This window comes from Enterobacter sp. Bisph1 (assembly GCF_000814905.1).
In the GTDB taxonomy this organism is placed as follows: Bacteria; Pseudomonadota; Gammaproteobacteria; order Enterobacterales; family Enterobacteriaceae; genus Kosakonia.
Map to the genome: position 1 here is coordinate 43923 of NZ_JXAG01000051.1, position 22937 is coordinate 66859.

Annotated in this window: 21 protein-coding genes; 17 read left to right on the forward strand and 4 right to left on the reverse strand. The window is 53.8% G+C overall.

Features of this window, described 5'->3' with window-relative positions; translation table 11 throughout:
* Nucleotides 1–550: 550 nt before the first annotated feature.
* Nucleotides 551–970 (forward strand): GNAT family N-acetyltransferase, encoded by a 420-nt coding sequence (locus RW65_RS19190; protein WP_039058426.1) that lies wholly within the window; start codon nucleotides 551–553, stop codon nucleotides 968–970.
* Between the two features lies 1 nt (nucleotide 971).
* Here the strand turns inward: RW65_RS19190 and RW65_RS19195 are convergent, their stop codons facing one another.
* The 4 genes from RW65_RS19195 to RW65_RS22900 all read right to left on the reverse strand — a co-directional run bounded on the left by RW65_RS19195 (nucleotide 972) and on the right by RW65_RS22900 (nucleotide 5096).
* On the reverse strand, nucleotides 972–2546 hold the full coding sequence (locus RW65_RS19195; RefSeq protein ID WP_039058427.1) for a sensor domain-containing diguanylate cyclase: 1575 nt from the start codon (nucleotides 2544–2546) through the stop codon (nucleotides 972–974).
* A gap of 138 nt (nucleotides 2547–2684) precedes the next feature.
* On the reverse strand, nucleotides 2685–3905 hold the full coding sequence (locus RW65_RS19200) for a diguanylate phosphodiesterase (protein WP_039058428.1): 1221 nt from the start codon (nucleotides 3903–3905) through the stop codon (nucleotides 2685–2687).
* A gap of 94 nt (nucleotides 3906–3999) precedes the next feature.
* Nucleotides 4000–4647: a GntR family transcriptional regulator gene (locus RW65_RS19205; protein ID WP_082022466.1), complete on the reverse strand. Its 648-nt coding sequence runs from the start codon at nucleotides 4645–4647 to the stop codon at nucleotides 4000–4002.
* 293 nt (nucleotides 4648–4940) lie between these two features.
* The gene (locus tag RW65_RS22900; protein ID WP_197058911.1) at nucleotides 4941–5096 is read right to left on the reverse strand and encodes a hypothetical protein; all 156 of its coding nucleotides are present in this window, start codon (nucleotides 5094–5096) and stop codon (nucleotides 4941–4943) included.
* On the opposite strand from RW65_RS22900, the gene RW65_RS19210 reads away from it, so the two are divergent.
* The 16 genes from RW65_RS19210 (at nucleotide 5086) to RW65_RS19285 (ending at nucleotide 22727) form a co-directional block, all read left to right on the forward strand.
* Nucleotides 5086–5571 carry an MmgE/PrpD family protein gene (locus RW65_RS19210; protein WP_052250347.1) on the forward strand — a complete coding sequence of 162 codons (486 nt, stop codon included), beginning with the start codon at nucleotides 5086–5088 and terminating at the stop codon, nucleotides 5569–5571. The two genes, RW65_RS22900 and RW65_RS19210, sit on opposite strands and share 11 nt — an antisense overlap.
* A 27-nt stretch (nucleotides 5572–5598) precedes the next feature.
* On the forward strand, nucleotides 5599–6921 hold the full coding sequence (locus RW65_RS19215) for an MmgE/PrpD family protein (protein WP_039058430.1): 1323 nt from the start codon (nucleotides 5599–5601) through the stop codon (nucleotides 6919–6921).
* A gap of 12 nt (nucleotides 6922–6933) precedes the next feature.
* Complete coding sequence (locus tag RW65_RS19220; RefSeq protein ID WP_039058431.1) at nucleotides 6934–7692, forward strand: sulfite exporter TauE/SafE family protein; 759 nt, start codon at nucleotides 6934–6936, stop codon at nucleotides 7690–7692.
* A 154-nt stretch (nucleotides 7693–7846) separates the two neighbouring features.
* Nucleotides 7847–8893: an amino acid ABC transporter substrate-binding protein gene (locus RW65_RS19225; RefSeq protein ID WP_039058432.1), complete on the forward strand. Its 1047-nt coding sequence runs from the start codon at nucleotides 7847–7849 to the stop codon at nucleotides 8891–8893.
* Nucleotides 8894–8955: 62 nt separating this feature from the next.
* Nucleotides 8956–10170 (forward strand): amino acid ABC transporter permease, encoded by a 1215-nt coding sequence (locus RW65_RS19230; protein WP_039058433.1) that lies wholly within the window; start codon nucleotides 8956–8958, stop codon nucleotides 10168–10170.
* Between the two features lie 9 nt (nucleotides 10171–10179).
* The gene (locus RW65_RS19235; protein ID WP_039058434.1) at nucleotides 10180–11247 is read left to right on the forward strand and encodes an amino acid ABC transporter permease; all 1068 of its coding nucleotides are present in this window, start codon (nucleotides 10180–10182) and stop codon (nucleotides 11245–11247) included.
* Complete coding sequence (locus tag RW65_RS19240; RefSeq protein WP_039058435.1) at nucleotides 11247–12005, forward strand: amino acid ABC transporter ATP-binding protein; 759 nt, start codon at nucleotides 11247–11249, stop codon at nucleotides 12003–12005. Before RW65_RS19235 ends, RW65_RS19240 begins: the two co-directional genes overlap by 1 nt.
* Nucleotides 12006–12410: 405 nt before the next feature.
* Nucleotides 12411–13949 carry a methyl-accepting chemotaxis protein gene (locus tag RW65_RS19245; protein WP_039058436.1) on the forward strand — a complete coding sequence of 513 codons (1539 nt, stop codon included), beginning with the start codon at nucleotides 12411–12413 and terminating at the stop codon, nucleotides 13947–13949.
* 56 nt (nucleotides 13950–14005) lie between these two features.
* Entirely contained in the window at nucleotides 14006–15082 is a 1077-nt protein-coding gene (locus RW65_RS19250; RefSeq protein ID WP_039058437.1) for a mannuronate-specific alginate lyase, read from the forward strand.
* Nucleotides 15083–15265: 183 nt separating this feature from the next.
* A complete protein-coding gene (sra, locus tag RW65_RS19255) occupies nucleotides 15266–15403 on the forward strand; it encodes a stationary-phase-induced ribosome-associated protein (protein ID WP_039058438.1) in 138 nt (45 codons plus the stop codon).
* A gap of 187 nt (nucleotides 15404–15590) precedes the next feature.
* The gene (locus tag RW65_RS19260) at nucleotides 15591–17294 is read left to right on the forward strand and encodes an NAD-dependent malic enzyme (RefSeq protein ID WP_039058439.1); all 1704 of its coding nucleotides are present in this window, start codon (nucleotides 15591–15593) and stop codon (nucleotides 17292–17294) included.
* A 300-nt stretch (nucleotides 17295–17594) separates the two neighbouring features.
* Nucleotides 17595–19304, forward strand: a complete 1710-nt coding sequence (locus RW65_RS19265; RefSeq protein ID WP_039058440.1) for an ABC-F family ATP-binding cassette domain-containing protein — start codon at nucleotides 17595–17597, stop codon at nucleotides 19302–19304.
* A gap of 220 nt (nucleotides 19305–19524) precedes the next feature.
* The gene (locus RW65_RS19270) at nucleotides 19525–20154 is read left to right on the forward strand and encodes a hypothetical protein (RefSeq protein WP_156124035.1); all 630 of its coding nucleotides are present in this window, start codon (nucleotides 19525–19527) and stop codon (nucleotides 20152–20154) included.
* 160 nt (nucleotides 20155–20314) lie between these two features.
* Complete coding sequence (locus RW65_RS19275) at nucleotides 20315–20938, forward strand: hypothetical protein (protein WP_039058442.1); 624 nt, start codon at nucleotides 20315–20317, stop codon at nucleotides 20936–20938.
* Nucleotides 20939–21219: 281 nt separating this feature from the next.
* Nucleotides 21220–22230, forward strand: a complete 1011-nt coding sequence (gene adhP, locus RW65_RS19280) for an alcohol dehydrogenase AdhP (RefSeq protein ID WP_039058443.1) — start codon at nucleotides 21220–21222, stop codon at nucleotides 22228–22230.
* A 62-nt stretch (nucleotides 22231–22292) separates the two neighbouring features.
* Complete coding sequence (locus RW65_RS19285; protein WP_039058444.1) at nucleotides 22293–22727, forward strand: VOC family protein; 435 nt, start codon at nucleotides 22293–22295, stop codon at nucleotides 22725–22727.
* The last annotated feature ends 210 nt before the right edge of the window (nucleotides 22728–22937 follow it).

Sequence of the window (22937 nt, forward strand, 5' to 3'; positions counted from 1 at the left end):
AGCTTTATTTGGATGGTCGCTACTATAATGGGCATGCCGGATAAAAAAACAAAAACATGAGCTGAAATATCTTATAAATGTGTGTTTATCTATCTGAAATATCTTAAAAAGCAGCGTGCATGCAGAGAAAAATCTTACTTTTCTTCGATGTCTCCTCTGTTGTCAATAATATGGTGGCGTGAGAATTCTATTTAACCTTTTGTTATGGTGGCCTTTTAAAAAAAATAGTGCGTAACGTACGGATGATTCCAGCCGCAATAGTTGGCAACCGATATTCACTGACTGTTTATTGCTAATGTTAGGCTTTTAAGTAAGCTTCTATTGTAATAAGTTTGGTTTTTTAAAAGGCAGTGTATTAAATATCATACTGGATGGTAGCATCTTCACTTAATCACTGACTGGCGGTCTCCTTTAGTAGTGGATCGTCATCGTGATCCCCTTTCATCATCGAAGCCATAAACACTTTCGCCTGTCTGGAGGTAATAAAACCCTGCTCAACCGAAGCCTGCCTGCTAAGATGATTAACCTGCATGACAAAAGGAGATTAGGGATGAAAGTCATAGTGACTCGGGAAATATCTGAACAGGATCAGCATGAACTACTGACCGGTTTGCGTAGCTACAACAGCCAGTTTATCGATCTCAGCATTATTAAACCGCTCGCCGTTTTTTATCGTGATGCACAGGATGTACTACAAGGAGGATTGATAGGACGTCAGGAGGGGGAATGGTTCAATATCCAGTTTTTATGGGTGCATGAAGCGCGGCGCGGCAGCGGGCTGGGAAGTGACATAATGCAGCGCGCGGCGACAGAAGCAAAAGCCATCGGCTGTAAACACGCGCTGGTGGATACCGCAAGCTTTCAGGCGCTGCCGTTCTACCAAAAACTGGGCTTTCAACTGCAAATGACGTTGCCGGACCATCCGCTGCCCGGTATGCAACGCTATTTTTTAACCAAATCTCCGCTTTAAATTATTGCCGTTGCCGCAATAGTTCTTCTGTGGCGGCAACGGCACGATCGCGCCCGGCTATTTTGGCCTGGTAAAGCGCCTTATCTGCCCCCTCTTTCAGCCGAATCGTGTCATCGAAATCCGCATCGGCCACCAGGCTGTAGCAACCGGCGCTGATGGTGACGACACTATTTTCAGCGCTGGTTTTAGTATGGGGGATTTTGGCGTTACGCACCGCTGCTACCGCCTGACGGGCGACAAACAGCGCACCTTCCGGGCCGGTGGCGGGCAGGATGATGGCGAACTCTTCCCCGCCGTAACGCGCAATCAGATCGTTACCACGCACTTTTAGTTTCGCAATAATTTCGCCCACCATCCGCAGGCAGTTATCCCCGGCAACGTGTCCGTAATAATCGTTATAGCGTTTGAAATAATCAATATCGATCATAATCAGCGCCACCGGTTTTTGCGTCAGCGCGGAGGCTTTCAGGCTTTTCGCCAGATAAAGATCGAACTGGCGGCGGTTGGCAAGGCCGGTCAGACCGTCGGCCAGCGCCATCGATTGTAAGGTGTGATTGATGCTGGTGAGTTCATCCCGCAGCACGGCCAGCTCCGTTTGATTACGCACATTGAGTCTGACCTGACGGAAAATAATGCCGCCCATCAGCAGCGTCCCCAGCAGCAGCATCCCATTGAGCACTAAATCCGGCAGGCTCTCTTTTAACCAGCTTTTCCACAGCGCCGGTTTGGCGTAGCCCGCCGCCACCACCAGCGGATAGCGCTCCAGACGGGAAAAACCATAAATGCGCTCAATATTATCCAGGGCAGAAATCCAGGTGCCGTTTCCACGATCTTTTTTCGCCAGTTCACGGGTAAATAACGGACTGGCGGAAAGATTGCGATTGACGACATCATCCCCGTAAGGTCGCACAAAAACCGTAGTGCCGTCGGTATTGAGCAACGCCAGTATGTCATGGTCTTGCATCTCAAAATAGTTATAGAAATGGCGAAAATAGTCGACTTTTACCGTTGCCAGCAGCACCCCTGCAAAGCCGTTTGAGCTGTCGCTGATACGCAATGAAACCGGAATAACCAGATCGCCGCTGGAACGGCTACGGATAACATGGCCGATATGAATAGTGTCGTGGCTGTTACGCTGGTGATAGCGAAAATATTCACGATCGCTGTTGTTAGCGTTAAGCAGCACTGAGCCAAACGAGGTGGCTTTCATGTTTCCAGCGGTGTCGTAAATCAACAAACCGTGCAGCTGCGGCAGGCGCTCTTTTAGCTCAGTCAGATAGCTGTTGAACTGTTTAACATCAATCCCGTCGATACTTTCCGCGGGCAGATTACGGCGAATGTCCCGTAATATCACTTCCGTTTGTAAAAAGGTATCTTCCGCCTGACGCGCCTGGGCTACGGAAAGGTTGATGGCATTGCGTTCGGTATCTTCCACTTGCCGATCCCACGCGCGCGTAAGCGTCCAGACGCTGGTGGCCGCGCCCGCTAACAGCAGGCCGACCATAAACAGTGTCAGACTGCGTCCAAGAGAGGAATGGAGCGCCAGCGCTCGCGCAATACGTCTTTTAAATTTCATCATTCCCTCAGAAGACACAACCACTACCGTTCAGTTAAGCATAGAAGCTCGCTGATTTATAAGCCAAAGAGTACCTGGCGCAGGCATGCAAACCTCTTTCAGCAGAGAGAACGCCACCCCTTCTATTAATACGGCGGGCTAATCCTTGCGGGTGAGCCGCTGCGGCCAGTTAATCGCCGACACGCCATTGAGCATCGGGCGGGCAAATAAAAAGCCCTGGAAGCGCTGAATGCCAACCGCTTCCAGCCAGCACCACTCTTCTATCTTTTCCACCCCTTCGGCAACAACGGTAATTTGCAGTTCAGCGCAGCAATCGATAATTGCCTTCACAATCGCCTGTTTCGGCCCGTGCAAATGAATATCGGTAACGATGGTGCGATCGATTTTCAGCTTATCCGGCTGGAATTTTGCCAATAGCGATAACCCGGCGAAGCCGGAACCAAAATCGTCAATCGCCAGCGCAATCCCGGCGGCGCGCAGCTGGCGGATGGCCCAGGTAAACTCTTCATAACCGGAAATGACCTCATCTTCGGTTACTTCGACGATGATTTGCCCCGGATTAAGCTGGTTACGCGTGATGTGATTGAGCAGGATCTCTACCGCACCGGGGATTTTAACCAGCGACATCGGTAACAGGTTAATAGCAACTTTGTGGTTGCCGATGCCTAAGCGACGGGCCATCGCCAGCGCCCAGCCTTTTGAGGCCAGATCCGCTTCGTGAAGCTTATTTGGCGCGATAGTGGAGAAATACTCCTGCGGGCTGCCGCCGTTTGGCCCACGGATCAGCGCTTCGAGCGACGAAATATTGCCGCGCAGCGGTTCAATAATCGGCTGGAAAGCAAATTGACAGGGCTGCTCAGCAAAGAGTGGCGCCTCACTGGCGAAGGGTGACGTTTTTATGGTGAACTGCCACTGCTCGGGCGACGTATTGCGTACCCCACCGTTGCCGTTGGGCGAAGCGATAAAATTACGAATGAATTTGTAGACCCGATCGTTACTGGCAAGCTTATATTTCAGCGTGCCAAACCTGAGTATTTTACGTAACACGAGGGACGGCTGCATGACCCGGAGGTCAAACAGCACCATGCCCATGTCGACGAAGCGGCGGCACGGCGCAAAATCACGCAGCAGTTCCACCACGTTACCGTGACGGGTGTCCTGGCTGATGCGCGCATACGCCGCATTGACTGACGCCAGCGACCCTTCAAGAACCTGTAAAAAATACTCGCCGTCGAACAGTAGAATTCCCGTCACCTGCACTTGCGCGTTACGCAGACTGGCTTGCTGGACAAGGTCCGCAAGCTGCGATGGATCTAATGTTTGATTCAGTCGGCTACGGTAAATCAACGTCGCTAACACGAAATGCTACCCTCAGAATGCCCGAATAAGATGATGCCATTCTGAAGTCTATCAGCGAGGTCTAATTCCCGTCGGTCAAATAAAGGCCATTCTGTTAGCGTTCTCGCTGGCTTAAGATGGTCAAACGCGCGCGATAGCCGTGGCGAATATGCTCGCAGGCAATATTTTGCGCTGCGGCGCTGTCACGTCGCGCCAGCGCGTCGACGATTGCCTGATGTTCACGTTTGGCCTCTTCGGTACGCTCTTTAAGTTCATAGGTGGTACTGCGCAATAGCGACAGGTGGATACGCAAATTGTCGAGCATTTCATTGAGATAGGGGTTATGTGTGGCGCGGTAAATCTGACGGTGAAACATGCGGTTATGATCGTGCAGGGCTTTACTGTCGGTAAGTGAAGCTTCAGCGTTCACCATCTCCTGTAACAACGCAATTTCGGCATCGGAAGCCGCGTTGACCGCCAGTTGCATCGCCAGCCGCTCCAGCCCTTCACGCACATCGAACAACTGTCGCAAGCGTTCATAACTGATATGCGCGATGATAAGCCCACGCTGCGGCCCCGGCTCGGCGAGTCCCAGGGTTTCCAGACGATGAAGTGCTTCACGGATGGGTGTACGGCTCAGGCCGAACTGCTCCGCGAGCCGGGTCTCCTGTAAACGCTCCCCCGGCTGCAGTTCCCCCGCTTCAATGGCGGAAAGCAGAATTTCAAATGGCGTTAAGCCTACGTCGCGACCCGTCGTTTTCACGTTCATCTCCTTTTGTCTGTTCGATATTGGCTTTGCAAAGTCTGCACCCTGCCGTCGCACATCTTGCCACAGGAAAGCGGACGTTTTGGCAATTTTTATTATGAGCTTATTTAAAAAACATCTTTTGACGTTGGTGAATTCGCTGCTATGGTTAAGTGGAAATTCATTGTATACAAATGAATTCAATGAGAGACAAAAGCAATAACAATTGTTTTATTTTGTAAGCCAACACCGTTTTTACAAGCCAATACCAGGGAAACTTGTCTTAAAGTTCGTCATGAAGCAAACGCGCCTTAATTGATTACCCTGGCGTGGCGCTCGGCGCGGTTAATGACGATGCGGTTATCGCCGTCCGCCAGATGGCTAAAAAATGGCGCGCCGCCGGTGATGTACATATGCGACGAGATCTCACCGCTGGATTTCACCGAAAGCTGAGAGTTGCTGACCAATGGCTACAAGCTGTATGCCAGCTGTCGCGGCACCCACGCCTTCATCGAAACCGCGCGCAAACTCTATCCGCGTATCCCGCTGGCAAGTAAATTTAGTATCCCGCACTGTATTACCCTCGCGTTGTGCGGCTATGCCCTGACGGACAAGGATTTTACTCAGGCAACCATTGACGACCCGGCTGCGCGCGCCCTGCTGCCGCTGCTGGAGATTGAACCTGTTGACGGCCAGTACGCCAGCGCCGCCCTTATCGACGTTTGGCTTAGCGACGGCAGCGTGTTGCATGCCCATACCGATGTCTATCGCGGGCACGCGCAAAATCCCCTGAGCGACGATGAACTGCGTACTAAATTCGATGTCCTCACCGCCCCTATTATTGGCGCACAGCGCAGCGCTGAACTGTATGATGCGGCGGTCAATTTCGAGCGTCCGGGTAATCTGGCGCGCATTACCGGCTTACTGGCCGGCGAGAACTGATTCTTTTTTAATACAGGAAATTTGTAGATGACCATTGCCCGACAACTTGCCGGTAATTTACTGGCGTTCTCCCGGCAGGCTTTCCCGTACGCGGCGTTTGCCCAGGCACGGACGGCGATCATTGATACCTTAGGCGTTACGCTTGCGGGCGGCGTGCAGAATGGCGCGAAAAAGCTGCGGGCGGTGATTGTGCCAACTTCTGCTGCGGGCAACAGCCGCGTCTTCGGCACTGACTTACGCCTCAATGCGCTGGATGCTGCCCTGTTAAACGGCGTCTCTTCCCACCTGCTTGATTTCGACGACTCCAACTCCTGGCTACACGGCCATATTTCTGTGGCGGTATTACCCGCGCTGCTGGCGCTGGCGGATGAAGGTGCGATGAGCGGCGAGGCGGTGCTACGTGCCTATATCACCGGCTACGAAACGGCGGTGCGGATGGGCAAAGCCGTCAGCCCGTTCCAGTATCGTCATGGCTGGCACCCAACCACCACGGTGGGTGTGTTTGCCGGTGTCGCCGCCTGCGCGGTGGCCCTCGATCTTGATGAACAGCAAACGGCGACGGCGCTGGCGATGACCGCGTCGCTGGCCAGCGGCATAAAATCCAATTTCGGCAGTGAAACCAAAGCGCTGGCGGTCGGCCAGGCGGCACGCAGCGCGGTGATGGCCTGTAAACTGGCAAAAGAAGGTTTCAGCGCTGGCGCTACGGCCTTTGAGCATCATCAGGGGTATTTCCACGTTTATAACGGCGAAGGTAATGTCGATCCGCTGCCGCTCACGGAACGCTGGGATGCGCCACCATTTATTGTTGATACCGTGAAGAGTAACAATTACAAATACTTTCCCTGCTGTTACGCTATTTTGTCGCCGCTGGATGGCGTGCTGGCGTTACGTGAAGAGACCGGGCTGCAGCCGCAGGAGATTGAGCATATCGAGGTGAAAGTCCATCCGATCCGCTTCCCACATATCAATATTCCGCAGCCGGAAAACCCGATGGCCGGGAAATTCAGCCTGCATTATTGCGTGGCGCGCGCTTTCGTGACCGGGACATTGACGCTGGATGATTTTATCGACGATGCCCGTTTTCAGGATCCCGCAACCCAGCATTTAATGCACAAAGTAACGCTGGAGTGCCATGACGAAGAGATTACCCACAGTGCGTTTATTACGCTGCGCACCGTCGACGGGCGGCAGTTTGCGCTGCGGGTGGCTGGCGCGCGTGGTTCCAGCCCGGCTATCCCGCTGCCGGATAACCTGATTGAACAGAAATTTCTTGATTGCGCCAGCCGGGTGTTATCCCCTACTGAAGTCCAGGCGCTGTACCAGCGTCTGCTGCAGGATGATTTCCGCTAAACGGATATAACGATGACCCTGACATTGATTCCCCCAGAAATATCACCGCTGTTTGCCGCGCTTATGGTGGTATGTAGTTTTCTCACCTCGGCACTAACGGCGGCGATGGGACTGGGCGGCGGTACGGCGCTGCTGGCGGTAATGGGCCTTGGGATGCCGGTCAGTAGTCTGATGCCGGTGCACGGGATGGTGCAGCTTGGCTCTAACCTTAGCCGTACGCTGTTCCAACGTATGTATGTAGTCTGGCCGTTGGTGCTGTGGTTCTTACTGGGCAGCACCGTTGGCATTGCCGTTGGCGCGCCGCTGGCAGCAGCGATCCCGGACAGCATTGCCCGCATCGCGCTGGGGCTGTTTATCCTCTGGTCGGTGATGCGCAAACGCGGTGAGCAGAAACCCCTAAGCCGTCCGTTCTTTATTATTGGCGGCGGGTTAAGTAGTCTTGGCACGATGATCGTCGGTGCCACCGGGCCAATGGTTGCCGGGCTTATCAGCTCTCAGGGGCTAAAACGCCAGCCGCTTATCGCCACGCACGCCACCTGCATGGTGTTGCAGCACGGGCTTAAGATCCTCGCTTTCGGGCTCATGGGCTTCGCCTGGGCCAGCTGGTTACCAATGCTGGCGGCGATGATTGTCAGCGGCGCGCTGGGCACCTGGCTTGGTACACGGGTGCTGGATAACGTGCCGGAACGGCTGTTCCGTATTCTTTTTCGTATTACCATGATCCTCCTCAGCGCCCAACTGCTGTGGCAAGGCGTGCGGGGATGGCTGTAATAATTGCTTCGTCAGTTACTGGATATGCTTTACTGAATTCGTTTTTTACTTACAGGTTCATGGATGAGGAATATGCGAAGAGAAAGGAAATACCCAAGAAAACAGTAATAAATACAGTTAATTAATCGGATTGCAACGTTAAAAAGGATCGGTCATGCTCAAAAAAACTCACCTTGTCGCCTCAGCGTTACTGCTGGCGCTCGGCAGCTTCCTTGCGCCTGCCCAGGCGGAAAACGCGCCTGTCACCAATGGCGATACCGTGAAAAAAATCAAAGCCCGTGGCGAACTGGTGTGCGGCGTGCACCCTGCCCGCCACGGTTTTGCTGCCATCAATAGTAAAGGCCAATGGGAAGGTCTGGATGTTGATTTCTGCCGCGCGCTGGCCACCGCCGTGCTTGGCGACGCGTCGAAAGTGCGCTTTACGCCGCTTTCCACCGCGCAACGCTTTATGGCGCTGCAGTCTGGCGAAGTGGATGTGCTATCGCGCAATACCACCGTCACTCTCACCAATGATGTTGCGCTGGGCGTCAGTTTTGCCCCGCCTAACTTTTATACCGGCACCGGCTTTATGGTGCGCGCCAACAGCGGCGTGAAGAAGCTCGAAGATCTTGATGGCGCAACGGTCTGTGTCACGCCAAGCGGCACCGAGCGTAACGTCGCGCAGATCTTCGGTGCGCGCAATATTCACTACACGCCGGTGGTTATTGAAAACAATAAAGAGTATGTCGCCGCCTACCTTGCCGGGCGCTGCGATGTGATCGCGCGCGATAAAGTGGCATTGCCGGGCATCCTGGCGTTTGATACCGACAAACCGCAAGATCATATGATTCTGCCGGGCATGTACTCGAAAGAGCCGCTGGCGATGGCGGTGCGTAAAGGCGATAACCAGTGGTATGACATCGTTAAATGGGTGGTGTACGCCACTTTCGACGCCGAAGAGATGGATGTTAACCAGAGTAACGTTGACGAAAAACTGAAATCCGCCGATCCCGATGTGCAGGGTTTGCTGGGGGTAACGGGCGGTTTCGGCGAGAAACTGGGACTGGATAACAAATGGGTCTACAACATCGTTAAACAAGTGGGCAACTATGGCGATATTTATAACCGCCACTTCGGCCCGAACAGCGTGCAGCCGCTGGATCGCGATCTGAATAATCAGTGGAATAAGGGCGGCCTGCTTTACGGTCTGCCGATCCGTTAATCGCCGGGCCGCCTGCGCCAGGCGCGGCGGCCCTCTCCACTCCTGCCACAGTCGTAATATTAATGATGAAACAGCCTGACAGCCCCGGCGTTCTGGCGTCTGATTCGTCACGCGAAAATGCCGCGTTTCGCCTTTTCAGCGTGTTCAACAGCAAGTCCGTACGTAGCGCCTGTTATCAATTATTGTTGGCGGCGCTGCTTATCGGCCTCGGTTACTGGCTTTACCACAACGTGGTGGCTAACCTGCATGCGCAGCGCATCGCCACCGGCTTCGATTTCCTGGGCCAGCCTGCGAATTTCGCCATCGGCGAAACGCTGATCCCCTATAGTGCAAACGACACGTATACCCGCGCGCTGCTGGTCGGTCTGCTGAACACCCTTTATGTCACCCTGTGCGGCATTGTGCTGGCGACGCTGCTCGGTTTTATTGTCGGCATTGGCCGGGTTTCTAAAAACTGGTTATTAGTAAAACTGTGTATTACGTGGGTGGAACTGTTACGCAACGTACCGGTGATTCTGCATGTGATCTTCTGGTCGATGGTGATTCGCAACCTGCCCGCACCGCGCGAGGCCATCACCCTGCCGGGCGGCTTCCTCACCAACCGCGGGCTGACCTTTACCGTTCCGGCGGCGCATAGCGGCTGGCTGTGGACGCTGCTGGCGCTGTTTATTGGCTGCCTGTTAGCGCTGCTGGTGTCGCTGTTTGCCCGCTACTGGCGCGAGCGCCGCAGCCGCGTGCTGCCCACCGGTCGGATCAATGCGCTGCTGATTGTTGCGCTGCCGCTGCTGGTGTGGTGGCTGTGCGGTGCGCCTAATGAACTGAATCAACCGGCGCTGCGCGGGTTCAACTTCCGCGGCGGATTTACCATCAGCCCGGAGTTCACCGCCCTGCTGCTGGGTATCTCGCTTTACTCCTCGGCCTATATCGCCGAAATCGTTCGTGCGGGTATTCAGTCGGTGCCGAAGGGGCAACTGGAAGCAGCGCGGGCGCTGTCATTTTCCTCGTGGCATGTGATGCGCCACGTTGTGCTGCCGCAGGCGATGCGGGTAATGGTGCCGCCGCTGGCGAGCAAATATGTGAGCCTGGCGAAAAACAGCTCTATTGCCGTGGTGATCGGCTACCCGGAGCTGGCCAATATCAGCAATACGATGATGAGCCAGACCGGGCAGGCGCTGGAAGCCATCGCCATTATGATGGTGGTGTATCTGATCATTAGCGGCACGACGTCGCTGCTGATGAACCTGTTTAACCGTTACGTCGCCATTAAAGAGCGCTAAGGAACCATGATGCAAAACGCTGTAGCGGTCTGGCTGCGACAACATCTCTTCAGTAGCGTACTGCAAAGCGTGTTGACACTGCTGTTGTTAGCCGTGCTGACGTGGGTCGCCAACGCGATTTTACGCTGGGCAGTGATCGACGCGGTGGGTTTCGGCGCAAGTGCCGATCAATGCCGCGCAGCGACGGGTGCCTGCTGGGCGGTGATTGGCGAAAAATATCGTCCGATGCTGTTTGGGCTCTATCCCTACGAACAACAGTGGCGCGCGGCGCTGGCGGTGCTGGTGTGGTTTGTCACCGTCGGGCTTTCTCTGTCGCCGCGCTGCTGGCATTCGCGCCTGCTGTGGCCGCTGTGGCTGGTCTCCCTGGCGGTGATGTCACTCTTGATGAGCGGCGGCGTGTTCGGGTTGGCTCCGGTTTCCTCCGCCGACTGGGGCGGGCTGCCGCTTACGCTGCTGCTGTTTTCCGGGACGGTGATTATCGGTATGCCGGTGTCGGTGATGCTGGCGCTGGGCCGCCGCTCTCCGCTGCCGTTTTTACGCGGCTTATCGGTGATCTTTATTGAAGGGCTGCGCGGCGTGCCGCTCATCACTATTCTGTTTGTCGCGGTAAATGTCTTTCCGCTGTTTTTACCGGCGGGGATGGAGATCAACAAGCTCCTGCGGGTGATAGTCGGTATCGCGCTGTTCTTTGCCTGTTACCAGGCGGAAGTGATTCGCGGTGGGCTGCAGGCGGTGCCGCGCGGCCAGTATGAAGCCGCCGCCGCGCTGAATCTTGGCTACTGGCACACCACCAGCAAAATCGTGCTGCCGCAGGCGCTGCGCATCTGCCTCCCGGCGGTGACTAACCATATTATTGCGGCGATGAAGAACTCCTCCTTCGTCATTATTATCGGTCTGTTCGATGTGTTGACCGCCACCACGGCGGTGATGCAGGATCCTGTCTGGCGGCGTTACTACGTCGAAACCTATATCTTTATCGCCGGTCTTTATCTGCTGTTTGGTTTGTCCCTGTCCCGTTACGCGGTGTGGGTAGAAAGACGCATTGATGCGCACCGCAACCCTGAAGGAGTTTCCTGATGCTAACAACCGCCCCCGAACACGATGCGATTATCCAGATGACCGACGTCAGCAAATGGTTCGGGAAATTTCAGGTGCTCGATAACGTCTCGCTGAGTGTGCAAAAAGGCGAGCGGGTAGTGATTTGCGGCCCTTCCGGCTCCGGTAAATCCACACTTATCCGCTGCATTAACCGGCTGGAAGAGCACCAGAAAGGCCAGATTCTGGTGAACGGTATCGAAATGAATGACAATGTGCGCAACATCAGCCGCATTCGCTCAAGCATCGGCATGCTGTTTCAGCAGTTTAATCTGTTCCCCCATTTAAGCGTGCTGGATAACCTGATAATTGGCCCGACGTTGGTACGCAAAATGCGTCGTAGCCAGGCGATGGAACTGGCAATGGGCTATCTAGAAAAAGTGCATATTGCCGACCAGGCGCACAAGTTCCCACTGCAGCTCTCCGGTGGCCAGCAGCAGCGGGTGGCGATTGCCCGCGCGCTATGCATGGAGCCGGAAATTATGCTGTTTGACGAACCGACTTCAGCGCTGGATCCCGAGATGATTAAGGAGGTGCTGGACGTAATGCTCGATCTGGCGGACAGCGGGATGACGATGCTGGTGGTCACCCATGAAATGGGCTTTGCCCGCACCGTTGCCGACAAGGTTATTTTGATGGCTGATGGACGCATTGTGGAATCTGCTCCACCGGAGACCTTCTTCACCCAGCCGACGCATCCACGCACACGCCAGTTCCTCGAGCAAATTCTCAGCCATTAATCATCCTGCGGCGCTAAGCCGCCGCAGGGTCATATGACAACCTGCCCCTTTTTACGGTCCATTAGCGACAAAAGAAAAATAAACACGGCAGCGTCAGATGTTAATTATTTTTAATTACAGGCGGCGTTTTTTTCGCCTTTTTTGCATCGACGGCGGGTAATTTAACTTAAGCCTCTATTTATGGCTGGGCAGAGAGAAAGTCGCCATTATTGTTATGCAAACTAATAACAAATTAATTGTACAGACCGTAAGCAGCACTAAAAAAATATTTAATGTAGCTACTTTTCGTTGACGATAAGTTTGTGGAGAATGCACGGGTAATAAAACAGTCACTGGCCGGTAAATTATAAAAAGAGCGTATACCCGTCAGTAAATATTTTTTCGCGGTTTATTGTGGGGTTTTTAATGAAGCGTAACACTCCTGTTACACAGAACGAGTATTTGCTTAACGAAGGGGCGACGCTGTTGTCGACCACCGATATGCATAGCCATATTACGTATGCTAACACCGCATTTATTGACGCCAGTGGATTTACTGAACAGCAGTTAATGGGCGAAGCGCATAATATTATTCGCCACCCGGATATGCCCCCCGCCGCGTTTGGTGATATGTGGTTCACCATTCAGCAGGGCGACAGCTGGACCGGCATGGTGAAGAACCGCCGCCAGAACGGCGATCACTATTGGGTGCGCGCCAACGTAACGCCGGTTTACCAGCAGGGAAATCTGACCGGCTATATCTCAGTACGCAATATTCCGCAGCGGGAAGAAATAGACGCCAGCGCGGCGCTGTATCAGCGTGTCAATGAAAACACGCTAAAAGGTTTTCGTTTTTATAAAGGCTTAGTGGTTCGTCGGGGTTTATTCTCTTTTCTCTCTCTTTTTCAGCGCATCAGCGTGGCGAAACGGATTAATATTGGCGCATTGTTCAGTGCTGCTCTGTTAGTGGTATTGCAATTTGCTGCGGTTAATGCTGCGGTAAAAGCAGGCGCAACGATTATTATTTTCGCGTTGCTTGCTGTTTACTTACATAGCCAACTTGCACGGCCGTTAAAAATAATTCTTTCACAAATGCAGAAAGTGGTTTCCGGGCGTAAAGCCGACTTTTGCCATTTTAACCGCGTCGATGAAATTGGCTTACTGATGCGGCTGGTAAACCAGTCAGGGTTAAATCTTAACTCGCTGGTCGGCGATGTCTCGGCACAAATAAAAGGCATTCGGGTAATCAGTGACCGCATCTCCAGCGAAGGCGACGCACTGCGTAAACGCACGGAAGAGACCTCCGGCGATCTGCACCAGACTGCGGCGGCGGTAGAAGAGATCGCCAGCGCCGTCAGGCAAACCGCAGAAACCGCCGCTGACGCAGTGGCCCGTGCCGATGAAACCAGCGCCCACGCGGTGAAGAGCGACGATGTGATGAAAAAGACCATCGGTATGATGCAGGCGGTTTCGGCAGATAATAATAAAATCGTTGATATCATTGGCGTCATTGACAGTATCGCTTTTCAGACCAATATCCTGGCGCTGAATGCGGCGGTGGAAGCGGCGCGCGCCGGGGAATCCGGCCGCGGCTTCGCAGTGGTAGCGGCGGAAGTGCGCAATCTGGCGCAGCACTCCGCCTCTGCAGCACGGGAAATTAAAACGCTGATCGAAAATAACGTTGCCAACGTCAAAAACGGCGTGCAGATGGTGGTGAATACCGAAACCCACCTGACGGCGGTGATCGACAGCGTGATGACGATGTCGTCGATGATCAAAGAGATTGGCACTGCGACCCATGAGCAAACCCAGGCGCTGGAGTTGATTAACCAGTCCGTTTCGCGCATCGGCACCATGACGCATAACAATACCGGGATGGTGGAACAGGTCACTGCAGCGGCGGAAAATCTCGGCGAGCGTGCTGTGCGGCTGAACCGCGCGGTGCATGTTTTTGGCGGTAACTAAAAGCCGAAAACGGCATGCTATAGTGCGTTTTTGGTCAGCGGATAACAGGCTGTAGCATGCTTTTTCTCAGAACAGTACTTATCTTTATCCTTTCGGCGTCAGCTTACGGCGCCGATACCCTTGTGCCTCCCGCCGGGTTTATGCAACAGGTGGAAACATCGACCGCAAAAGGCATTATCTGCCCGCCCGCACCCGCGCCATTTACGGCCGCCCTTGATTTTACGAGCAAGTATTCCGGCTCCGACAGCGCACGCGCCACCCTCAATCCGCAGGCGGATGCGGCCTATCGGCAGCAAACAAAGACCATTACCGATATGGAGCGTTTTGTTAGCCGCCAGCTCAGCGCCTGGACCAAAAGCGGCGATCCGGCGGCCGTAGACTGTGTGGTTAACGCGCTCGATAGCTGGGCCAGCGCGGGTGCATTAACCGCCCGCGCCAACAATCATACCGGGCGATCCCTGCGCAAATGGGCACTTGCCAGCTTCTCCTCGGCATGGCTGCAGCTGCAATATTCCCCCCGGCAACCGCTAAAGGCGTATGCGACGCAACAGCAAAACATCCAGCGCTGGTTAGGCAAGCTGGGGGAGTTAACCGTGAGCGAATGGCACGATTTACCCCTGAGTAAAGTGAACAATCATAGCTACTGGGCGGCATGGGCAATAATGGCGACCTCGGTTGTCACCCAGCGGCGCGATCTCTATGACGCCGCGCTCGATATCTACCGCACGGCGCTGCAGCAGGTCGATGCGCAAGGCTTTTTACCCAATGAACTGCGCCGCCGTCAGCGGGCATTTTCCTATCATAATTACGCCCTTCAGCCGCTGGTCATGATTGCTCTGTTTGCCCGCGCCAACGGCACGGATATGCATTCGCAAAACCATGATGCGCTGCGGCGGCTCGGCGAACGGGTGATCGCCGGGTTAGACGATACGCAGCCGTTTGCGCAAAAAACGGCCGTCGCGCAGGATGTGGCGTTTTTGCAGCGTCCCACCAATCTGGCCTGGCTAGAAGGCTGGTGTCAGCTTTATACCTGTCACGCTGCGCTGACAGCGCGGATAGCCGCGTTGCGCCCGTTACAAAACACCCGCTTAGGCGGCGATCTCAGCCACTTAATGGCTGTCGGCCGTCAGTGACCGGCCTGCTTGTTGCGCGCCGCCGCCGCGCTTAAAGGTAACTATTCTTATTGCACTTTGTGGATTGATGGCCGAGGATTACTGTTCGGTACGCTTTTTGTACCGCATCATTGATGAGATGGTATTTCGCCCGGTTGCTATCGGGCTTGTCCTTGAAACATTGCACTGGATTAAGGAGTAAGTATGAAATCGAACCGTCAGGCACGTCATATTATGGGGCTGGATTACAAAGTGTCGAACACCCGCAAAGTGGTCACCAAAGACAACCAGGAAGAGACCGTTGTCGCTCACCGCTCCGGACGCCATCGCCGCGCTGGTTAATGTATCCACCCGCACCACCCCGTCCGGGGTGGTGTTTTATCTCCCTTCCCCTTGAAAATGATAAAAATTCATTCAACGAAGCCTGCGTACGGGAAGTATTTGCTGTATCTATGCTTTATACTTGCGCCGCCGCAGTACCCGCCCGTGATCCACCCCCACGGGAGCACGTTGATCAAGGAGTTGTAAGATGAATGCAAAGCATAATAAAAACCGATCGCTCTATATCCCTTATGCCGGCCCCGTGTTGCTGGAATTCCCGCTGCTGAACAAAGGCAGCGCTTTCAGCGTGGAGGAGCGCAACAGCTTTAACCTGCTTGGTCTGCTGCCTGAAGTGGTTGAAAGTATTGAGGAACAAGCCGAACGCGCATGGTTACAATATCAGGGCTTTAAAACCGATATCGATAAGCATATCTATCTGCGCAATATTCAGGACACCAACGAAACCCTCTTTTACCGGCTGGTTGAAAATCATCTCGAAGAGATGATGCCGGTGATCTACACGCCCACCGTCGGCTGGGCCTGCGAACGTTTCTCGGACATCTATCGCCGCGCGCGCGGGGTGTTTATCTCCTGGCAAAACCGCGCCAGCATGGATGACATCCTGCAAAACGTGCCGAACCACAATATCAAAGTGATCGTCGTCACCGACGGCGAGCGCATTCTCGGCCTTGGCGATCAGGGCATTGGTGGGATGGGCATTCCTATCGGCAAACTCTCTTTGTACACCGCCTGCGGCGGTATCAGCCCCGCTTACACCCTGCCGGTGGTGCTGGATGTTGGCACCAACAACCAGCAGCTCATTAACGATCCGCTGTATATGGGCGCGCGCCACCCGCGTATTACCGGCGATGATTACTACGCCTTTGTCGATGAGTTTATCCAGGCGGTGAAACAGCGCTGGCCGGAGGCGCTACTGCAGTTTGAAGACTTCGCGCAGAAAAACGCCATGCCGCTGCTTAACCGCTACCGCGACGAAATCTGCTGCTTTAATGATGATATTCAGGGCACCGCAGCCGTGACCGTCGGCACGTTGATTGCCGCCAGCCGCGCGGCGGGCAGCCAGCTGAGCCATCAGAAGATTGTCTTCCTCGGCGCCGGTTCTGCCGGCTGCGGGATTGCCGAGCAGATCATCGCCCAGACCCAGCGTGAAGGCTTGAGCGAAGCCGATGCCCGACAAAAAGTCTATATGGTGGATCGTTTCGGCCTGCTGACGGACGAAATGCCCAACCTGCTGCCGTTCCAGAACAAGCTGGTGCAGAAACGCGAGAATCTCAACAACTGGGATACGGGTACGCAGAACGAAGCCCTGTCGCTGCTGGACGTGGTGCGTAACGTCAAACCGGATATCCTGATTGGCGTCTCCGGCCAGACCGGGCTGTTTACGGAAGAGATTATCCGCGAAATGCATAAACACTGCCCGCGTCCGATTATCATGCCGCTGTCGAATCCGACCTCACGCGTAGAAGCGACGCCGCAGGATATTATCAGCTGGACCGATGGCATGGCGCTGGTGGCGACCGGCAGTCCCTTCCCGCCGGTGCAGTGGCAAGATAAAACCTATCCTGTCGCCCAGTGCAACAACGCCTATATTTTTCCCGGTATTGGCCTGGGGGTTATCTCCTCCGGCGCATCGCGTATCACCGACGATATGCTGATGGCGGCCAGCGAAACTCTGGCGGAATACTCCCCGCTGCTGCTCAACGGCGAAGGGCTGGTGCTGCCGGCGCTGAAAGATATTCAGCCGGTTTCGCGCGCGATTGCTTTCGCCGTCGGCAAAATGGCGCAGCAACAGGGCGTGGCGGTAAAAACCTCGGCCGAGGCGCTGAAACAGGCGATTGATGATAATTTCTGGGAGCCGAAGTACCGCAACTACCGGCGCACCTCGATTTAAATGCCCTACCCGGTGCCCCTGTGCGCCGGGTCTATCCCTGCTGGAAAATCATTCACTTTCCCGCTAAACTCCTTTTTACCCATTAACTTGATGAATATAAAAGGAGGTTTCTTATGCTGTATTGTGAATTGTTTGACTATTCACATGCTTTTGGCGATCGCGCCAGCTCAAGCGTTATCGATAGCGTGCTGCGATAACTTCGGCTTGAGCGAAGACAACAAACCCTTCCCTTGGGCTTACCAGGTTATCGTCAGCGATGTTTGACGAGGCACGCTCGTGCCTGTAACTCTTGAGTAAGCAATGAGCACATTATTATCTGCACAATCACTCCGTGTTGACACGGCGTTTGGTCCACTGTTTTCCGATCTCTCCTTCACCCTGAAAAAAGGCGATCGCCTTGGCCTTATTGGCGACAATGGCTGCGGCAAAAGTACCCTTTTAAAGGTGCTGGACGGTTCGCTATCCCCGCTTTCCGGCAATGTCACCGTGGCGCATCAGTGCCTGCTGGCCCGCGTTGAACAACATCTTCCCGACGGGCTGTTAGCCATGACGCTGCTGGACGCGGTAATGGCGCAGCTGCCGCTGGCCGAGCGTGACAGTCAACGCTGGCGCGGTGAATCCCTGCTGGCAAATATGGGCTTAAGTTCGCAGGAGATTAACCTAACCGCCGCCACACTCAGCGGCGGACAGCATACCCGGCTGCTGCTGGCACGGGCGCTTATTCGCGAACCGGATCTGCTGCTGCTTGATGAGCCCGGCAACCATCTCGATCTGCCGACGCTTTTGTGGCTGGAGCAGTTCCTGCAGGGCTGGCCCGGCAGCTTTGTGCTGGTTTCCCACGATGCCACCCTGCTGGATGCGGTGACCAACGGCAGTTGGATCCTGCGCGATCGGCGGCTGCACTGTTTTGCACTTCCCTGTAGCGCGGCGCGACAGGCGCTGGACGCGCGGGATGAGAGTGATGCCCTGCGCCATAAAGCGGAGCAAAAAGAGATCGATCGCGTCAGCGCCAGCGCCAAACGGCTGGCGACCTGGGGGCGAATCTATGACAACGAGGATCTGGCACGTAAAGCGAAACAGATGGAGCGCCAGGTCGAACGCCTGAAAGAGAGTCAAACGGAGCTGACGGACGGCAGTCACTGGCGGTTGGCGTTGCACGGCGAAGCATTAAAAGCGGACCGTCTTTTAGAGATGGAACAGCTGGCGGTTGCCCCGGCTGTAGGTTTGCCTGCCCTGTTCACCGTGCCGCTGGCGCGGCTGAAAAGCGGCGACCGGGTGGCGATTGTCGGGCGTAACGGCTGCGGAAAATCGTCGCTGCTGCGGCTTATCTGGCGTGCTTACCAGCAGACGGAGGAAAACGGCCTGCGTTTGCATCCGCGCCTCAATGCCGGGTATTACGACCAGACGCAGCAGCAGTTGCCCGATAACGCGACGCTGGTTGACGCGTTAGAACCGTTCGCCCCTTCCCCGCAGGATCGCAAGATGGCGCTGATTGCCGCCGGTTTTGCCTGGGCGCGCCACGGGCAATATGTCGCAACCCTGAGCGGCGGCGAACGTTCCCGGCTGCTGTTTCTGGGCTTATCGCTGGCGCGTTTTAATCTGCTGATGCTTGATGAACCGACCAACCATCTTGATATGGCGGGTAAAGAGGCGCTGGCGCAGACCCTCGGACAGTTTAGCGGCGGCGTGCTGCTGGTGAGTCACGACCGAACGCTCATTACGGAAAGCTGTAACCGCTTCTGGCTGGTAGAGAACGGTGAACTGAGCGAGTGGCATGATCCGCAGGCGGTTTTTGCGCGCCTGAAGGAAAGTGTCGTCGGCGCAGATCCCGCCTCCGTTGCGCATAACGCCTCCGTCGAAACTGCGGCGGACATGGATGCCCTGCTGGAGGAGCTGATCGCGCTGGAAAGCCGGCTTGAAGAGGATCTGGCGCGTAAAGCGAAACACCAGAAACCACAGCTGCAGGCGCAGTGGCGCGAAGAGATAGAACGTTTACGATTGATGTTGTAGTGCGATAAAACAGGCGCCGCCGGGCGCCTGTTTTTGGTGTGCGCCCGGCAAACTTGAACGGGAATGTAAACCTTAACTTTTTAACTTCCTGCCATTTAAACAAATAAGTAATTTATTTCATATATTTTAAGATGACGACGCTTTTTCTGAAAGATAAAACTACAGAACCTGATGAAATTTTCAACTTAAGGTGTGAAAAATGCCCTGTAAAGAGGAAAGAATGGCCACTCTTATCCAACGGAAATGGCGGCAATCTCGGGAAGAGAAAAAAGAGATCCCATATAACCTGGAGATGCTGATAATGAAAGTGGGCAGCAAAATCAAAGAGTTCGACCAAGCCAAACGATATCTGAATGAAGGTAAAATACTTTTACAGGTTGATGCTTTTAGCCGTCAGCCTTTTATCGGGCATTCCTGTTTTTTTATCAATAATTTTCATCGCCGCCATTTAATAATAGGGGGTGTCAACAAGGTTGATGTAGACAGGCCACAATTTTATTCTAAATATCCTATTGTGCCTGCTCGCTTTCCCGGCTTGATTTTTAAAAAGCTGCCGGAGGAGCAGGAGAATCGAGCCGTTATCATTATTGATGCCGCTGGGCCTGAAGAGTGCAAAATTAAAGAACGCATCACTAAATTATGCCAATGGAATGTTTTACATGTTGTGAATGATGAATATACATGTTTTTTTGCCTTGGCATTGCAGGCTGAATGCGAATTTTTTAAAGACTTCCCCTACTCCTATGGTTATTTTTATAACTGTCATACATTTGTACTCAATGTGCTGCGCAGAATGGTATATCTGCATGCTGGCCGTTGCTTACCGGGTATGGTTGATGAATACACATAAATTGAAAATTTGCGGAGCCTGGCTCAGATTCCCCCCTGAATGCGCCTGTGGAATTTTCCAGATAAACAGATAAGTTTTTTCATTTATTTTTAGATGATTTATGGCGGCAAGATAAGTATAAATCAGCGAGCTGATAATAGATAATTTGTTGAGGCGCAAAATGCCGACTGATGAAGAAGAAAATGCCGCATTTATCATTCAGGATAAATGGGACAGGTTTCTTGAAGATCGAATGACGGTTGGTTTCAGCTTATACAGGCTAGCAAATGCTACCGGTAAAAAGATAGAAAGTCATGGTGATGCTGTGCAATACCTTGAGCACAATAAAATACTCGTCCAGGTCATTACTGATAATGATAATTTTCTTAACCAGCATTCATGTTTCTTTCAAAAAGGTTATAAACGCAGCCATCTGCGGTTACTTGGCGTGAGCAGCAATGTAGAAGACAGACCGCAATATTACTCAAAATATGCCATTAATGAAAAGCACAACCCGGGATTCAATCTGCTCACTTCTCCGCCCGGACAAGCAAAACATGCGGTTATTGTTATTAAAGAACCACTACCTTATACCGTCGATCACGATGCTCCGCTAAAAGGTCTTATCAGAAGTAAAGCTTTGTTTTTACTGGATGATAAATATACGCATTTATTTGATATCGCTTTTAAAATTGAGTGCATCCATTTTAAACACTATCCGTACTCCTTTGGCGTTTTCTATAACTGTCACATCTTTGTGCGCAATGTTTTGCGGCGACTCCAAAATATGGTCGACAGCAACTGAGCATTTACCGTTGATGTTGCTGCGTTAGCGAACAGGCGCATCGATTTGGTACTGAATCCTGAGGTCAATCCCCACTTTTTGCCGCATGTTAATCGGCCTGAAAAAGCGGTGGTTTTAGATATTTAACCTGCCATAACCAGGGGAAAAGCGATGAAAGTATTGCATGATGTTACTCAGGACTTGAATATCATGACCATTGCATTAACGCTTAAGAGGTAGATGCGGGAAGCAGACGTCGCCACCCGACGCTTAGTTCGTTGACTTACCACAGGAGAAATACGATGAAGGCTGCTGTCGTTACAAAGGATCACCAGGTAGAAGTCACACAAAAAACCTTACGCCCGCTGAAATATGGCGAAGCGTTACTGAAAATGGAGTATTGCGGGGTTTGCCATACGGATTTGCATGTGAAGAACGGCGATTTTGGTGATAAAACCGGCGTCATCCTCGGGCATGAAGGGATTGGTGTCGTCGCCGAAGTGGCCGAAGGGGTCACCTCGCTGAAAGTGGGCGATCGCGCTTCTGTTGCCTGGTTTTACCAGGGCTGCGGCCACTGCGAGTACTGTAACAGCGGCAACGAAACCCTGTGCCGTACGGTGATTAATGCCGGTTACACCGCCGATGGCGGCATGGCGCAAGAGTGCATCGTCGTCGCGGATTATGCGGTCAAAGTACCGGACGGGCTTGAATCTGCCGCCGCCAGCAGCATCACCTGCGCGGGCGTGACGACTTATAAAGCGGTAAAGGTGGCGCAGATCAAACCGGGCCAGTGGGTGGCGATTTATGGCCTTGGCGGGCTCGGCAACCTGGCGCTGCAGTATGCGAAGAATGTCTTCAATGCCAAAGTCATCGCTATCGATGTTAATGATGAGCAGCTAAAACTCGCCGCCAGCATGGGGGCGGATTTGACCATCAATCCGCGCAATGAAGACGCGGCGAAAATAGTCCAGCAGAAAACCGGCGGTGCGCACGCTGCGGTGGTGACCGCGGTGGCAAAATCGGCGTTTAACTCTGCCGTCGATGCCGTACGCGCCGGTGGGCGCGTCGTGGCCGTTGGCCTGCCGCCGGAAGCAATGAGCCTGGACATCCCGCGCCTCGTGCTCGACGGGATTCAGGTGGTGGGATCGCTGGTCGGTACCCGCCAGGATCTGAGCGAAGCGTTCCAGTTCGCCGCCGAAGGCAAAGTGGTGCCGAAAGTGGCGCTGCGTCCGCTGGAGGATATTAACGCTATCTTTAAAGAGATGGAGCAAGGCCAGATTCTCGGCCGTATGGTTATCGATCTGCGCCACTGATGGTTAGCGCTTTCTGAATACGGGGGCGTTAATGCCCCCTTTTTTTTGACACCGAGGTGCTTATGTCCCCTGCTATTCCCGGGCTTGAGGTGCTGTTTATCGCTGGTTTTGGCCCCATTCCGAACAACGTGGCGGCAAGCCAGGACTTTTATCAATATACCCTCGGGCTGCCGTTAAAACCGATGGAGGGCACCAGCGATTATTTGGTGGCCGCACACGACGCCCTCGATGGCGCAAAACACTTCGCATTGTGGCCATTACACCATGCGGCAACATCCTGCTTTGGTGAGCCGCAATGGCCGGACTCCCACCCGATTCCGCAAAGCTGGATTGAATTTGAAGTGGCGGATCTGGCAACGGCGACGCAAGTGTTAGTAACGAATGGCTATCAGCTGCTGGTGGCGAATCGCCAGGAACCGTGGGGACAAAGCGTGACGCGCCTGCTGTCGCCTGAAGGCGTGCTGATCGGGTTGACTATCACGCCGTGGCTGCGTTAAGCGAATTTACCGGGCGTTGGCCCGGTTTTCGATCAGTGATGCATTGCCTGTTGGGTGGCGTATTTGGTTTTTTTGCGCCCGTAAATAATAAGCGAACTCATGGCGGCAAAAGAGAGCACCGCGGCGGGTAATGTCAGGTAGCTGTAAGTAAAGCCAAACGCGATAATCAGCCCGCCAAACCAGGCCCCTACCGCATTACCGAGGTTAAAG